The sequence below is a fragment of the Arenibacterium halophilum genome, assembly GCF_005938225.1.
Lineage (GTDB): Bacteria > Pseudomonadota > Alphaproteobacteria > Rhodobacterales > Rhodobacteraceae > Arenibacterium > Arenibacterium halophilum.
In genome coordinates this window covers 781,344-795,880 of record NZ_VCPC01000001.1, presented here as the reverse complement: position 1 = coordinate 795,880, position 14,537 = coordinate 781,344, and the positions used below count along the sequence as shown (strand labels likewise).

General features: G+C 61.9%; 14 protein-coding genes, 1 tRNA gene and 1 pseudogene. 6 read left to right on the top strand and 10 right to left on the bottom strand.

The window, feature by feature from the left end; genetic code table 11:
• Nucleotides 1–2: 2 nt before the first annotated feature.
• The gene (locus FGK64_RS03860) at nucleotides 3–614 is read left to right on the top strand and encodes an N-acyl amino acid synthase FeeM domain-containing protein (RefSeq protein WP_138862457.1); all 612 of its coding nucleotides are present in this window, start codon (nucleotides 3–5) and stop codon (nucleotides 612–614) included.
• Here FGK64_RS03860 and arsB read toward each other — a convergent pair.
• The 6 genes and pseudogenes from arsB to FGK64_RS03825 form a co-directional block, all read right to left on the bottom strand.
• Complete coding sequence (gene arsB / locus FGK64_RS03855; protein WP_138862456.1) at nucleotides 611–1,627, bottom strand: ACR3 family arsenite efflux transporter; 1,017 nt, start codon at nucleotides 1,625–1,627, stop codon at nucleotides 611–613. The two genes, FGK64_RS03860 and arsB, sit on opposite strands and share 4 nt — an antisense overlap.
• A complete protein-coding gene (arsJ, locus tag FGK64_RS03850) occupies nucleotides 1,624–2,883 on the bottom strand; it encodes an organoarsenical effux MFS transporter ArsJ (protein ID WP_246057669.1) in 1,260 nt (419 codons plus the stop codon). Before arsJ ends, arsB begins: the two co-directional genes overlap by 4 nt.
• A complete protein-coding gene (locus FGK64_RS03845; protein ID WP_138862454.1) occupies nucleotides 2,880–3,878 on the bottom strand; it encodes an ArsJ-associated glyceraldehyde-3-phosphate dehydrogenase in 999 nt (332 codons plus the stop codon). The genes arsJ and FGK64_RS03845 overlap by 4 nt, the downstream gene beginning before the upstream one ends.
• The gene (locus FGK64_RS03840; RefSeq protein ID WP_138862453.1) at nucleotides 3,875–4,708 is read right to left on the bottom strand and encodes an arsenate reductase/protein-tyrosine-phosphatase family protein; all 834 of its coding nucleotides are present in this window, start codon (nucleotides 4,706–4,708) and stop codon (nucleotides 3,875–3,877) included. Before FGK64_RS03840 ends, FGK64_RS03845 begins: the two co-directional genes overlap by 4 nt.
• 343 nt (nucleotides 4,709–5,051) lie before the next feature.
• A pseudogene (locus FGK64_RS03830) lies at nucleotides 5,052–5,887 on the bottom strand (protein NO VEIN domain-containing protein).
• A gap of 137 nt (nucleotides 5,888–6,024) precedes the next feature.
• Nucleotides 6,025–6,098, bottom strand: a tRNA-Cys gene (locus FGK64_RS03825).
• Between the two features lie 383 nt (nucleotides 6,099–6,481).
• Here FGK64_RS03825 and FGK64_RS03820 point away from each other — a divergent pair.
• The 3 genes from FGK64_RS03820 (at nucleotide 6,482) to FGK64_RS03810 (ending at nucleotide 9,778) form a co-directional block, all read left to right on the top strand.
• On the top strand, nucleotides 6,482–7,135 hold the full coding sequence (locus tag FGK64_RS03820; protein WP_138862451.1) for a protein-L-isoaspartate O-methyltransferase family protein: 654 nt from the start codon (nucleotides 6,482–6,484) through the stop codon (nucleotides 7,133–7,135).
• A gap of 96 nt (nucleotides 7,136–7,231) precedes the next feature.
• Nucleotides 7,232–8,641 (top strand): TolC family outer membrane protein, encoded by a 1,410-nt coding sequence (locus FGK64_RS03815; protein ID WP_246057668.1) that lies wholly within the window; start codon nucleotides 7,232–7,234, stop codon nucleotides 8,639–8,641.
• A 60-nt stretch (nucleotides 8,642–8,701) separates the two neighbouring features.
• A complete protein-coding gene (locus FGK64_RS03810) occupies nucleotides 8,702–9,778 on the top strand; it encodes a prolipoprotein diacylglyceryl transferase (protein ID WP_138862450.1) in 1,077 nt (358 codons plus the stop codon).
• 4 nt (nucleotides 9,779–9,782) lie between these two features.
• On the opposite strand, the gene FGK64_RS03805 is transcribed toward FGK64_RS03810, so the two are convergent.
• Both FGK64_RS03805 and FGK64_RS03800 read right to left on the bottom strand, forming a co-directional pair.
• Nucleotides 9,783–11,237, bottom strand: coding sequence for a cobyric acid synthase (locus FGK64_RS03805; protein ID WP_138862449.1), 1,455 nt, complete (start codon nucleotides 11,235–11,237; stop codon nucleotides 9,783–9,785).
• Nucleotides 11,238–11,371: 134 nt separating this feature from the next.
• Nucleotides 11,372–11,692 carry a DUF6280 family protein gene (locus FGK64_RS03800; RefSeq protein WP_138863052.1) on the bottom strand — a complete coding sequence of 107 codons (321 nt, stop codon included), beginning with the start codon at nucleotides 11,690–11,692 and terminating at the stop codon, nucleotides 11,372–11,374.
• 218 nt (nucleotides 11,693–11,910) lie between these two features.
• Between FGK64_RS03800 and efp the strand changes: the two genes are divergently transcribed.
• Nucleotides 11,911–12,474 carry an elongation factor P gene (gene efp, locus FGK64_RS03795; RefSeq protein WP_138862448.1) on the top strand — a complete coding sequence of 188 codons (564 nt, stop codon included), beginning with the start codon at nucleotides 11,911–11,913 and terminating at the stop codon, nucleotides 12,472–12,474.
• Nucleotides 12,475–12,549: 75 nt separating this feature from the next.
• On the opposite strand, the gene FGK64_RS03790 is transcribed toward efp, so the two are convergent.
• A complete protein-coding gene (locus tag FGK64_RS03790; RefSeq protein ID WP_138862447.1) occupies nucleotides 12,550–13,125 on the bottom strand; it encodes a hypothetical protein in 576 nt (191 codons plus the stop codon).
• Between the two features lie 249 nt (nucleotides 13,126–13,374).
• Here FGK64_RS03790 and FGK64_RS03785 point away from each other — a divergent pair, with 249 nt between their 5' ends.
• The gene (locus FGK64_RS03785; protein WP_171053959.1) at nucleotides 13,375–13,743 is read left to right on the top strand and encodes a hypothetical protein; all 369 of its coding nucleotides are present in this window, start codon (nucleotides 13,375–13,377) and stop codon (nucleotides 13,741–13,743) included.
• Here the strand turns inward: FGK64_RS03785 and ygfZ are convergent.
• Entirely contained in the window at nucleotides 13,740–14,483 is a 744-nt protein-coding gene (gene ygfZ, locus FGK64_RS03780; RefSeq protein ID WP_138862445.1) for a CAF17-like 4Fe-4S cluster assembly/insertion protein YgfZ, read from the bottom strand. The genes FGK64_RS03785 and ygfZ overlap by 4 nt on opposite strands.
• Between the last annotated feature and the right edge of the window lie 54 nt (nucleotides 14,484–14,537).

Genomic DNA, 14,537 nt, shown 5'->3' with positions numbered 1-14,537 from the left:
CGTTGGGCAAGACATTCGATATCGCTAGAGTCCGATCGGACAGCGAATTGGGCGAAGTGGGAAAATTCAGGTATCAATGCTACCTCGAAGAGGGGCTTATCGAGGCGAAGGCTGATCAGTGCTTTCTGGACGACTACGATTTCGCGCCGAACGCGCAAATCTATACCGTCACCATGGATGACAGGATCGTGGGCACGATCCGGCTGCACGTGTTGGACCACAAGAACTACGAATCCGCGACGATGGCGGCATTTTCAGATGTGCTGATGCCGAAGATTTGGTCCGGGATGAAGCTGTTGGATGGCGCGCGCTTTGCGGTGGCGCCTGATCTGGGTGCCGTGCGTCTGGCCGTGGCGCGGCAGACGCTGCGGCTTTACGCCAATTTTGCCGAATTGAACGCGGTGGATTACGGTGTGGCGGCTGTCGCCGATTACCGTATCTTGGTTTATCACAAGCTTTACGGTTTCAGCCAGATTTCAGAGCCGCGCAAATATGCAGATCTGTCGAAGGAGCTTGTTCTGATGGGCGTCGATCTTCGAGAGTTCAAGGCACAGGCCATCGCAACAGGGCAGGGCGCTGTGTATCCGCTGGTACGGGGGCAGATGCCGCACTAAGCCTGCAAAGAAAACCGCTTGCGCGTTCGGTTGGCGAATGCGACGAGCGACAGCATGACCGGCACCTCGACCAACACGCCGACGACCGTTGCCAATGCGGCGCCTGACTGCAGCCCGAACAGGCTGATCGCCACGGCAACCGCAAGTTCAAAGAAATTCGAGGTCCCGATCAGGGCGCAAGGCGCGGCAATGCGGTGCGGCACACGCAAGGCATAGGCAGCGCCATAGGCCAGCGCGAAAATCCCGTAGCTTTGGATCAGGATCGGCACGGCAATCAGCGCAATGACACCGGGGCTGGTCAGGATGGTTTGCCCCTGAAGCCCGAACAGGATTGCAACCGTGGCGATCAGGCCGATCATCGACAGGGGTTTGATCCGTGTCGCGAAGGCGTCGATCGCAACCGGAGATCCCAGCCGTCGGCGGGTTATCAACCCTGCCACCAGCGGTAGTGCGACGTACAGTGTGGTCGCCAGCACCAGCGTTTTCCAGGGCACTGTCAGGTCGGTCACCCCAAGCAGGAAGGCGACAATGGGCGCAAAGGCCACCACCATTACCAGATCGTTCACCGAGACCTGTACCAGCGTATAGGTCGCATCGCCCCGCGCCAGTTGCGACCAGACGAATACCATTGCGGTGCAGGGCGCCGCGCCCAGCAGGATCAGCCCGGCAATATATTGCTGGGCGTCCTCGGGTGCGATCAAGGGCGCAAACAGGTGCTCGAAGAACAGAACTGCAAGAAGGGCCATGGTGAAGGGTTTGATCAGCCAGTTGACCGTCAGCGTCACCAGTAGCCCCTTGGGCTGTCGCGCCACACCTGCGATGGCGCCAAAATCGACAGCCGTCATCATCGGGTAAACCATGGCCCAGATCAAAACCGCGACCACAAGGTTGACGTTTGCCACCTCGCTGGCGGCAATGGCCTGAACCAGCGCCGGCGCGGCCTGGCCGATCGCGATGCCTGCAATCATCGCCAGTCCGACCCACAGCGTCAGATAGCGTTCAAATCCGCTCATGCCGGCTGTTCCCCGGTGCCGTCGCGCAACCGCCCCGACGCCAGCGCCGCCAGTGCGACCATCAACGCCGCAGTGCCCATAACCATCGGAAGCCCGCCGATCTGATAGGTCAGCCCCGACAGAACCGTGCCCAGTAACCGCCCCGCCGCGTTCGCCATGTAGTAAAAGCCCACGTCCATCGTCACCCTCTCGGATTTCGAGAAGGCGAGGATCAGATAGGAATGAAGCGCCGAATTCACGGCAAATATCGCGCCGAACACCAGCAGCCCCGCCACCATCACCGCCGTCAGCGCAGGTGTCGGCGCAGGAGAGATCAGTGCCGCGGTGCACAACAAGGCAGGCACAACGCACAGCGCCCAGGCCCAGCCGCGGGCGGCGCGCACCAGCGCGGCCTCGGGACGGGCGCGGGCGTTCAGCATGCGGGGCGCGCTGGCCTGCACCGTGCCGTAAAGGATGATCCAGACGGCCATGAAGGTGCCGATCAGGAAAAAGGCGGCGCGGTTCCCGGCTTCAGTGCCATCAGACAGCACCGCGTAGAAATAGACGGGGATGCCCACCACGAACCACACATCGCGTGCGCCGAACAGGAACACCCGCGCGGCCGAGAGCCAGTTGACGTTGGTCGATGTCGACACCAGCTCGGAAAATTTCGCGCCCTTGCGCCCGCGCGGAAGTCCCGCTGGCATGAACAGGACCACGCCCAGCAGAATCATTCCCAACACAGCCGCCATGCCAAGCACCGCGCCGGTAAAGCCTGCGCTGGCCAGCAGCGCCGCGCCAAGAAGAAACCCAATGCCCTTCACCGCGTTCTTCGACCCGGTCAGCACCGCGACCCAGCGGAACAGCGCGCCGTCGCCCGCAGGTGCCAGCAGCTTGACCGCCGATTTCGATGACATCTTGGCCAGGTCCTTCGCCACACCGGACAGCCCCTGCACCCCCATCACGAAGGCGACCGAGGCGGCAACACTCCACTCCGGGTCCAGCTGTGTCAGCGCCAGCAGCGCGATCACCTGCACCCCAAGCCCGGCATAGAGTGTCGAAGTCAGGCCAAAGCGCGCCGCGATCCACCCGGCCGACAGGTTCGTGGCCATCCCGGCCACCTCGTACAGCACGAACAGATAGGCCAGCTGCACCGGGCTGAACCCCAGCGTGTGGAAGTGCAGCAGCACCAGCATCCGCAGCGCGCCATCGGTCAGCATAAAAGCCCAGTAGGCCGCCGTGACGGCCACATAGGCGCCAAGCGGCCGCGCGGTCACAGCGATGCCCCGACCATCAGCGCCACATCGGCCAGCCGCTGCGCATAGCCCCATTCGTTGTCGTACCAGGCAAAGACCTTCAGCTGCGTGCCGTTCACCACCATGGTCGAGGGCGCGTCGATGATGCTGGAGCGCGGGTCGTTGGTGTAATCGGCCGATACCAGGGGCCGGGTCTCGTAGCCCAGGATGCCCTTCAGCGGCCCGTTCGCGGCGGCCTCGAAAGCAGCGTTGACCTCTTCCGCCGTGGTCTCGCGGTTCAGCTCGAACACGCAATCGGTCAGCGAGGCGTTCAACAGCGGCACCCGCACCGCGTGGCCGTTCAGGCGGCCCTTCAGCTCGGGGTAGATCAGCGTGATCGCCGTGGCGCTGCCGGTTGTCGTGGGGATCAGCGAGTTCAGCGCCGACCGCGCGCGGCGCAAATCCTTGGCGGGGCGGTCCACGATGGTTTGCGTGTTGGTCACATCGTGGATCGTGGTCATCGACCCGTGGCGAATGCCGAAGGTTTCATGCACCACCTTCACCACAGGCGCCAGGCAGTTCGTGGTGCAGGAAGCCGCCGTGACAATCCGGTGCCGGACAGGATCATAGCTGTCGTGGTTGACCCCCATCACGATATTCGCGGCATCGCCGTCCTTGACCGGGGCCGACACGACAACCTTCTTCACGCCTGCCTGAAAATAAGGGGCCAGCTTGGACTCGGACTTGAAGGCGCCGGTGCAGTCGACCACCACGTCGATCCCGTCCAGCGGCAGATCGGCGAGCGACTTGGTTCCGATAAAGGGCAGGCTGGTGCCGTCGATGGTGATGCTGCTTTCGTCGTGGGAAAACGCCGCATCCCAGCGCCCGTGTACCGTGTCGAATTCCAACAGGTGCGCGTGCATCGCGACATCGCCCACGCCATCGTTGATCCATGCGATCTGCGCGCCGCGGTCAAGCAGCGGTTTCAACGCAAGTTTCCCCATACGGCCAAGGCCGTTCAGCGCATAAGTGGTCATGTCGTCGGCTCCAATGAGTTGCGGCCAATGTCGTCCACTGCGGCTTGCAGCGCGATCCGATCAAGGCTGGCAAGGGGCAGGGCGGTAAAGGCTTCGATGCGGCGCTTGAGCGCGCCATACGCCTGATGAAAGGCAAGGCTCTTCTCGGCATCCGTACCTTCCACTTTCACCGGATCCGGCATGCCCCAGTGACCGCTGATCGGCTGTCCGTCCCACGCGGGACACGATTCATTCGCAGCCTGATTGCACACCGTGAAAACGAAATCGAAACCGGGCGCATCGGGGCCGGTGAATTCGCTGATGTGTTTTGATCGCAGGCCCGTGGTGTCGTGCCCCTTGTCGCGCAGCACCTGCATTGCAATCGGATTGAGCGTGCTCTGCGGCAGCGTACCGGCCGAGTAAGCGCGGAACCTCCCAACGCGGATCTGGCGCAGCAGGCTTTCAGCAAAGATCGACCGGGCCGAGTTGCCCGTGCAGATGAAAAGAACGGAATAGATGCGTTTGGGCATGGGGGCAGGTCCTGTGAAAAGAGGTGCGCAAATATCGGGGCGGCCACGGCAGCAGTCATTCAGCAGGTCGCTGAACAGCTGTTGCACCACCGTCATGTTGATCGAATACAGAAGGGACGTGCCCGACCGTTGCTGGCTGACAAGCGCGACACGTGTCAGCGCCGCAAGATAGGCCGACAGGGTGCTGGGCTTGGCCGCCAAAGCGGCCGAAAGCTCTCCAGCCGGCACCTTGTCGGGAAATCGGCGCATCAACAGGCGGAACAGCTCCAGCCGTTGCGGATGGCCCAGGGTCGCCAGTTGCTCGGGAAGCCGGTTTTCCATATTTCACGAATTAGCGAAATAAGGGTCGGGCGCCAAGTGAAGGTTTTGTAACGCGGTTACCATCTCAGGGGGCGCATGACTTGCGGACGTCGCAGCAGGCTGTTGAAAGTCGTTTCGACAAGCCGACGGGCTTTCATGCGAAACACTCTGTCTCTGAACCTGCGGTGTCTGGCGCGACGCTAAACCAGCAGCCGGCCTCTCTCATTCTCCGCAAGCTTTGGTGCGTAAGCCATCCCGCGAACATGATCGAAAAATACGCGGCCGTTATCCCTGATGTGTCTGACGAGGTGCTGGACAAACTGAACGCGGCCCGTGTCAGTGCCCGAAGGGATGGCCACAAGTTCTAATCGAACCGGGCATGGAAGCTCGTCGGTGTCAGGGTGACATGGTGATCAAGCGGGGGCGGAACTCGAAGGCTCTCGGCCCCCGCGCGTTGTTGTAAATCCTGAAGAGATGCCAGATGTCACGGTTCTCTTCAGCGACACGCAGTTCGTTTTGTGAGATGTGAAACGGCGTGCGGTCCCAGCCGTTCGTCGTTTTCACTTCCAGCAGGCGTGGCGTGCCGTCCGGCGTGAAGCTGAAAATGTCGTATCCCGCGCCATCGCCCATGTCCTCGCTGACCCAGATGACTTTTCTGGCCAGATCATCACGCCCCGCATCCCTGAGCGTGGCGCGCTCATGGGCGAGGGCGCGTTCTTCGCCGAGACGTCCGAGGGCCCGGTTGCGTTCATCGCGCCCGGCAGCGTCAAATCGGTCCGCTGTTCCAGACAGTTTCCTCAGGCCGCGAGGCGGCGGCTCGTTGCGCATGTGCGGCGGGATAACGAACTCGATCTTTCCGGAAGAAAATGCGGGCTGGGGCTCGGCAAAGCCCGCACGAGGCCAGATACCTCCATTAGCAGAGAGCCATCGCGCGACGGCGTCCTCTATCGATTTCTGGTAATTCGCATTGGGCGCGTATCCAGGTAGCCAGATTTCTCCGGCGCCCATCAGCACGCCACTGATGTTCATGTGCTTCCTCTCGATAGACTTTTCGTTTCGATCATTGATCGTTTGGAGCTTCGAGAGGAGCGCGCGTCTGTGCTGGGACTTATTTGGCGTGGTGCCAGCAATAACCATACGGAACATGGCGAAGTAATCCGCAACGATCAGATCGTTCTCTTCGTCAGTCCAGTCCACCATATTAAGACCTTAGCTGCGGCCTGGTGAACTGTCACGAAAAGAGGTCAGGAGCGATGAAACTGTAGCCCGACCTGTAAACCAAGCCGTATTTCGCGGCTCGTGGCAGCGGATCAAGCGGCTAAGTCATTGATTTTGTTTGGAGGCGAGTACCGGAATCGAACCGGTGTACACGGATTTGCAATCCGCTGCGTCACCACTCCGCCAACTCGCCAGAGCCTTGAAAACATGGGCTAACGTGGATGAGCCGGGGTTTAGCGGCTTTCAGGACGGGGTGCAAGTGACATTGCGCAGGGGCGTGGTCTTGGTTCGCTCCAAGGTGGGGAGCGGCGTGGAGCCTCAAGAAGTTGCATAAAAATCGCGACATCGGGGAAAGGCCGATGGCGACGTGTGATTTTCCTATGCATCTGGAATCCATAAGCTTATGCCTGTGTCCAACGCGGGAAGCCCGGCGGATCGATATGCATCGCCTGTGCAGCGCGGTGCCGGACTGCGTGCCATTGGTCGCACTGGCCGGAAAACCGGCCGGCGGGGCGTTGCCCGTTGAAGCGGGATGTGCCAGAAACCGGCTTGAGCAAAGATGATGGAAGCCTGCCCATGACTGATTTCGCCGCACGCCGCCTGATGATGGTCGATACGCAGGTGCGACCCTCGGATGTGACCAAGTTTCCCGTCATAGATGCGATGCTGACTGTTCCGCGCGAAACCTTTGTCCCCGCGTCGCGCCGCGAGGCGGCTTATGCTGGCGACAACGTGGACATCGGTCCGAATCGTGTCGTGCTGGAGCCGCGTACCCTGGCCAAGATGCTGGATGCGTTGAACGTGCAGGGCGACGAACTGGTGCTCGATGTGGGCTGCGGGCTGGGGTATTCCTCGGCCGTGGCGTCGCGCATGGCGCAGGCGGTTGTCGCGCTGGAAGAAGACGAGGCGATGGCGAGCGAAGCGCAGTCATTGCTGCTGGATGCTGGCGCCGACAACGTGATCACCCATACCGGCCCGCTGGCCGAAGGGGCGGCCGAACATGGCCCCTTTGATGTGATCATCGTGCAGGGCGGTGTGGAACAATTGCCCGACGCGCTGACGGACCAGTTGAAAGATGACGGGCGGATTGCATGTATGTTCATGCAGGGCGCTCTTGGCGAAGTCCGGATCGGGTACAAGTCGGGTGGCGCCATTTCGTGGCGATTTGAATTCAATGCGGGCGCGCCCGTGTTGCCGGGGTTTGAAAAGCAATCTGCTTTTGCCCTTTGACGGCGTCGGCATCAGCCGACGAGGCGTAATGCGCCCGGGATACAACGGTCAGTCAGGCCGGGCCGGGCCGTGCTGGAGGCAGACATGGGCGTGGCCATGAAAAATAAAATTTGGCGTGGGGGCAGGGCAATCCTGCTTGCCGGTACACTTGGGCTAGCGGCGGTGTCGGCAAAGGCGGAAAACCTCGCCGACGCACTTGCAAGCGCATATAACACCAGCGGATTGCTGGAGCAGAACCGTGCGTTGCTGCGTGCGGCGGACGAAGATGTCGGGATCGCGGTGGCGCGGTTGCGACCGGTTCTGGACTTTTTGATCCGGGTTCAGCGCACCTATAACAAGGCAGGCGTCAACTCGATCGTGACTTCGCGCACCAACTCCAACCCGATGGCGGCGCAGCTATCACTGGACTGGTTGCTGTTTGACAACGGGCAAAGCCGGTTGCTGCAAGAGGCGGCGAAGGCCACCGTTCTGGCAACGCGCCAGCAGCTTCTGGGGTTCGAACAGCAGGTGCTGTTCCGGGCGATCGCGGCCTATCTGAACGTGCTGTTGCAGCAGGAAAGCGTGCGCCTTCAGGGCAACAACCTGCGCGTGCTGGGCGAGGAACTGCGCGCCGCGCAGGACCGGTTCGACGTGGGCGAGGTGACCCGTACCGATGTGGCGTTGGCACAGTCCCGCGTGGCCGAGGCGCGCGCCAATCTTGTGGCCGCGCGTGGTGCCTTGGAAAACGCGCGTGCCGAATACACCGCCGTTGTCGGGCGTCCGCCGCAGAACCTGTCGCCGGTGCCCCGGCTTCCGGCGCCGCCGGCTTCGGTTGCCAGTGCAACGGCCGTCGCCCTGCGCCAGCATCCCGACATCATTGCGGCGCAATACGCGGTGGAATCGAATGAATTGCAGGTGCGGGCAAGCTCGGCCGGGCTGGGGCCCAAGCTGAACGCCGGTGCGCAGATCGGTCTGACCGAACGGCTGGACAACAGCGGTTACAGCCGGGATGCAACGGCCTCGCTTACGCTTAGCCAGCGCATCTATCAGGGCGGCGCCTTGAACGCGGGTGTGCGAAAGGCGATGGCTCAGCGCGATGCCAGCCGTGCCAACCTGCTGACCGTGCAGAAGAATGTGCGGCAGGATGTGGATGACGCCTTTGTGCGTCTGCAAGTGGCGCAGGCCAGCCTTGCCGCCACGTCCGAGCAAATTCGTGCCGCGCGCGTCGCCTTTGACGGTATCCGCGAAGAGGCGACCTTGGGCGCACGCACCACGCTGGATGTGCTGGCGGCCGAGCAGGATCTGCTGGATGCGGAAACCGCACGGATTTCGGCAGCGTCGGAACGGTCGATTGCCTTGTATCAGCTGTTGCTGGTGCAGGGGGTCCTGACCGCCGAACAGCTTGGCCTGGCCGTGCAGCTTTACGATCCGACGCTGTATTACAACCTTGCCAAAACTGCGCCTGCGGGTACCAGCAAGCAAAGCAAGGATCTGGATCGTGTGCTGAAGGCGCTGGGGCGCAACTAACCCGGTTGCCGGAACATCAGAGCGGGGTTAGCCTGCCGACGTGGGAAGAGTGGAAGTGAAATGTCGGATCCTGTGAAGAACGTCGAGATCGAGGATGTGCTGTCTTCGATCCGCCGCCTTGTGACAGAAGAAGGGCGGGAAAAACCCAAGTCAGGAACAAAGCCTTCGCAGCCTGTTGGCCGCTTGGTGCTGACCCCGTCGCTGCGGGTATCCGAGCCATCGGATGACGCAGAGCAGCCAGAGCAGGACGCACTCGCCACAGCCGAAACCTCTGCGACGGACAGCGGCGACGTGTTGACGCTTAGCCGCGATTTTCGATCTGTATCCTTCGCGGACGAAATCGAATTTCGTCGTGATGCCAGCAGGTTGCGCCGCACTGTTACAGAAGAGGCCAATTCGGATGACGCTGAGGACAACTCCGCATCGGACGTTGCAGCTGACCCAGAGCCCGAAAGTCCAGGCGACACAGCCAAACCGTCTGGCGCGCGGAATGTGACATACGACATGCCGGAGCCGACGACCGGTGAATTTGCCGAAGGTCGCACCCCTTGGAAGCGCCCCGACGCAACGTTGCACGAAGCCGCTGATCTGGCGTCAGAGCCCGAGGTGGATGCCCCTCTCGAAGACAGTGTTTCGCAGCAAGAGGCATCAAAGCCAATCGCGAGAACCGCGGCGGTTGCCTCTGATCCGTTGAAACAGGCGGCTGCCATGCGCTCGGCCTCGCTGAGCGCCAAGATCAAGGCGTTGGAAGCGGCGATCGCCGAGCGCGCCGAAAAGTGGGAGCCTGACGGAAGCGCCGAAGAAGTGTTCGAAACCGCCGGCCACGCGCCCATGGCGTGGCGCGAGCCCGGTCAGGACACTACGCAACAGCCTGATCAGGTGGAACAGGCTGCACCTGACGCGCCGGTGGCCGAGGCCGAAGACCTTTTGGCCGAGGGCGCCGCAACCAAGACCGACGTGGAAGAACCCGACGAGGGTGACGACGCGGTCATGGACGAAGATGCCCTGCGCGAGTTGGTTGCCGAGATCGTGCGTCAGGAGTTGCGCGGTGCCTTGGGGGAACGGATCACACGCAACGTGCGTAAACTGGTGCGCCGCGAAATCCAGCGGGCGCTTGCCACGCAGGCGCTGGAATAGGGCCCTAGACCAAGGGCGCGCGCGACAGTTCGAACAGGCGATCCACGTCCAGATGGTGTTCCAGATGGTCGGCCAGCGCATCCAGCGTGGCGTCGACCTCTTGTTCGTAGTGCGTCTGCGCCCGATGCCCCAGCCGTTTCAGGAAACTCGCGCGAAAGCTGTCGGAGGTGAACAGCCCGTGCATATAACATCCCATCACGCGGCCATCCGCTGACGCCGCGCCCGCAGGCGTTCCTCCAATATCGAGCCATGCGCGTACGCAATCGGGGCCTTGAGTATCTCCCATGTGGATTTCGTACCCCGTCACGACCTCTCCGCCGGGCAGGGCGCGGGCATCGCGCAGTGTCACGGTCTTGCGGGGCTGCATTGTGGTTGTCACGTCCAGCAGGCCCAACCCCGGGGCGCTGCCCGCGCGGCCATCCACGCCGTCGGGGTCGTCGATCTGCTTGCCAAGCATCTGGTAACCGCCGCACAGGCCCAGAACATGCCCGCCGCGCCGCACGTGCGCGGCAAGGTCTATATCCCAGCCTTGCGCGCGGAACGCCGCCAGATCGCCCAGAGTCGTCTTGCTACCGGGGATCAGCACCAGATCGGCATCGGCGGGCAGAGGGCGGCCCTGCGGAATGATCTCGACCGTGACTTCAGGTTCCGACGCCAGCGGGTCCAGGTCGTCGAAGTTCGCCATGCGTGGCAGCTGTGGCACGACGATCTTGCAAGCACCACCGGGGCGCGAGGCGATGTCGAGCATATCCTCGGCTGGAAGCCGCCAGGCATCGGTGAACCATGGCACCACCCCAAGGCAGGGCCAACCGGTGCGATCGACAATCGCGTCGCGGCCCGCGTCAAACAGACGAACGTCGCCCCGGAAGCGGTTTATTGCAAAGGCGGAAATCTGTGCTGCGTCTTCGGCCTCAAGTACCGTTTTCGTGCCGACCACCTGCGCAATCACGCCGCCCCTGTCGATATCGCCCACCAGCACCACGGGTACCCCGGCGGCGCGGGCGAACCCCATATTGGCGATGTCGCCCCGGCGCAGGTTGATTTCAGCCGGGCTGCCTGCACCTTCGATCAGCACAAGATCGGCGCGGGTGCACAGCCGGGAAAAACTTTCCAGAACACGGGGCATCAGCGAGGTGCGATCACGCTGATAGGCGCCCGCTTCGCTGTGGCCCAGCCGCTGGCCCTGCACGATCACCTGCGCGCCGGTTTCGGTTTCGGGCTTCAGCAAAACGGGGTTCATGTCGGTGTGGGGCGGCACGCCAGCGGCGCGTGCCTGCAACGCCTGCGCGCGCCCGATCTCACCGCCATCTACGGTGACGGCAGCGTTGTTCGACATGTTCTGCGGCTTGAATGGCAGCACGCGCAGCCCCCGCCGCGCGAAGCAGCGCGCCAGACCGGCCACCAGCATGGATTTGCCGACATTGCTGCCAGTGCCCTGAATCATGATGGCGCGTGCCATGGTCTGCCTCCGGTCGAATTTGCGGCAGATGACCCGATTCCGCAGACCCGCGAAAGGGCCCCGTGCGCCGGAGCATAAAAAAAGCGCGCCCGGGGGCGCGCCTTTTTTGATTGGCCGTTCTGGCCAAGCTTTGATCAGGCGGCTTCAGCCTGTTCGGCGGCATTGCGCCGCTCGCTTTCTTCACGCGACAGCGCGACAGAGGTCCGCACACCGCGGCCGACAAATTCCATCAGGCCCGAAACGACACGTTCGTTCGGGTCGATTCCGGCGCAGGAAAGAACCTCGCGTCCATCGCGCGAGCGGGCCCAGCGGGCGATCTGTTCCGGACCGTTGCCATATTTCTTGTCGTCTGCGATGGCATCATCCAGCGCGGCCAGTACGACGGCCGCAAAAAGTTTACGAGCACGGTTGCCTTGTTCATTGTTAAAGGCTGTGCCGTCAACGAAATCTTGCATCTCGTTTCCCTTATTGTTTTTGCTCTTGTGTATTTCGGCGCGCCGCCCCTTATGACGGAAGCGAAACGATTCGGATACCACACAAAAGCATACCTACCATGCGTGTGGCGCATGGCTTTGCCAGTGATCACTACCTTATGTCGTTACCTTGTCAGGCTCATCACCGCGATATATAGCTCCGCAATCTTATTCATCAACATCGCCAAGGGTGTGGGTACATGCCAAAAATCAATGGAAATGAAATCCGGCCCGGGAACGTGCTGGAACACAATGGCAGCCTGTGGTCGGCCGTGAAGGTCGATCACGTGAAGCCGGGCAAGGGGGGCGCATTTGCTCAGGTCGAGATGCGCAACCTGCGCAACGGCTCGAAACTGAACGAACGCTTCCGGAGTGCCGACAAGGTCGAACGCGTGCGCCTTGAACAAAAAGATCAGCAATTCCTGTACGAAACCGACGGGATGCTGGTGTTCATGGATGCCGAGACCTATGAACAGGTTGAATTGCCTGCGGAAATCCTGGGCGACCGCCGCCCGTTCCTGCAAGATGGCATGACCATCGTCGTGGAATTCCACGAGGCAGAGGCGTTGAACGCAACGCTGCCGCAAAAGGTGACCTGCAAGATCGTGGAAACCGAACCGGTGGTGAAGGGCCAGACTGCGGCGAATTCATTCAAGCCGGCGATCCTGGACAACGGGGTCAAGGTGATGGTGCCGCCCTTCGTCGGGCAGGATGAAGACATCATCGTGAACACCGAAACGATGGAATATTCCGAGCGCGCGTAACGTCGCGTCATCAATCAATAGAAAAGGGGCGTGCCACTTGGTGCGCCCCTTTTTCGTGTCGTCAGAATGTTGTGATCAGGTCGACCGCAGTAGCGTCTTGTTCGATCCGATGGCCTCGGCGATGCGGGCATAGTGCAGCTTTTTGCCGCTCTCGTCGTCGGGGCTGCGCAGCAGCAGGGTCTGGGTGCGGTCCAGAATGGCCGTGGCCTCGGCGTTCACGCTGGCGAGCCTGTCGGGTGCAACCGGCGTCAGCGGGCGGGTCGAATCGCCGCCTGCACTGGCGGTCTTGCGCGGCTGCGCACGGTCTCGATTGCGCCGGGTCAGATCGGTCATTTCGCGCGAAGCCTGGGCCAGCACCTGCCGCACTTCGGCATAGTCGCTGTCTTCCGGGATATCCTCGGCCATCTGGTTCAGGCGGTCCGCCAGACAGTCGGTCTGATAGGCGCGATCCAGCACGCCGCAGAATTGTTTCGCTGCGCCCAGTGTGTTCACGACAACATCGGTGAAGTTCTTCGAGCCGAAGTTCCCGGCCGGAACGATGAACGTCACGATTGTGCCTGCGCCGCCTTGGGCCAATACGGTCGTCGGCAAAGGCGCGGCCAAGGCCAGCGACGCAAGGCCAAGCAACGGGTAACGAATGAACGGGGTCATGAATGCGTCTCCTTGAAACGACTTTATAAGACCACGATTCGTCAGCGGTTCAAAGAGACTGGCAAGCCAACGAAGACAAGAATGGGCGAACTCTGGCCGCTTCGCAAAATTGTGTTGTTTACCACGTTGAAACCCGGCTTCGGATCAGGAATCATGCACACGCTGTGTAATCCGGCACCTATCGGGCAAGTTTGAGCAGATTGATAAATGGGCATTTTGAGCAGAATTCGGAACATTGGGCTGGCGACTGTGCTTTCGTCGGCCGCTCTTGTGGCGACTCCGGTGGCGGCGCAGGTCAACCAGGCGCTGGCCGAGGCCCGCTCTCGCGTGGCCTGTGGGGCAGCGACGCTGGTATCGGCAACCTATATCGGGGGCGGCATGATGCGCGTGACCTGTTCCCAGCCTGACCGTCAGCAGCAGAATCGCGAGCAGCCAAACCAGTCGGCGCAGCAGTCGATTCCGGCGAATTCACCACTGGCTGGCACTGGACTATCAACGCCGGTTGCGGCGGGGATTGTCCTGTCGGTCATTACGCTTGCGGTGATTACCGATAACGGGACCGAAGGCACCACCACGACTGCGACCAGCGGAAGCGGCTCGGCGGTGGGCCTGCGCTAGGCAGGCTCCGCGCGCGTCACTTTGGCGTCGCCGGCGTCCATGTCGCCTTCGGCGCGATCAAACCGCAGATATGCGATGGCGTGATTTCCCGCGCGGGTGTGCAGCGTGCCCACCGGTTTGCCCTGCGCGGTGATCTCGTCGCCTTCCTGCGCCGGGCCGTCTATTGCCACGCGGGCCAGCCCCTTGCGCAACTCGGTCTTGTGTTTCATGCGGGCGGTCACCTCTTGTCCGACGTAGCAGCCCTTGCGGAAATCGACACCGTGCAGCCGGTCGAACCCGACCTCAAGGATATAGCTGTCGGGCGTCAATTCGCGGCCCGTCTCGGGAATGCAATGCGCAACCCGGATCGCATCCCAATCGGTGCCATCGTCGGATTCGGGCGCTGGGGAATATGCCCGCCAACCCAGATCGGGATGGCGTGGATCGGGCAGGGCGCCTTCGGGGGCGGGTCCGGTGCCGCGCTGCAAGTTCAACCCGGCTTCGGAGATGCTCACATCGGCGCGCAGCTTGTACATGGTCAGCCGCCGCAGCAGATCGTCGGCCAACTCCTCTGCCACGTCCAGCAGAACGCCATCCCGATACGGTACCAGAAAGAAATCGGCGATATACTTGCCCTGCGGCGTTAACAGCGCGGCATAGACCAGCCCGCGATCAAGCCCGGCCAGATCGTTGGTAACCAGATTCTGAAGAAAATCTTGCGTGTCCTTGCCGGAAAGATGCCAGATACGGCGCGTTGGCATGACGTGCTCCTTGCGTCTTTTGCCCCGTCATATAGGTATGTGCCCGGTGTTTAA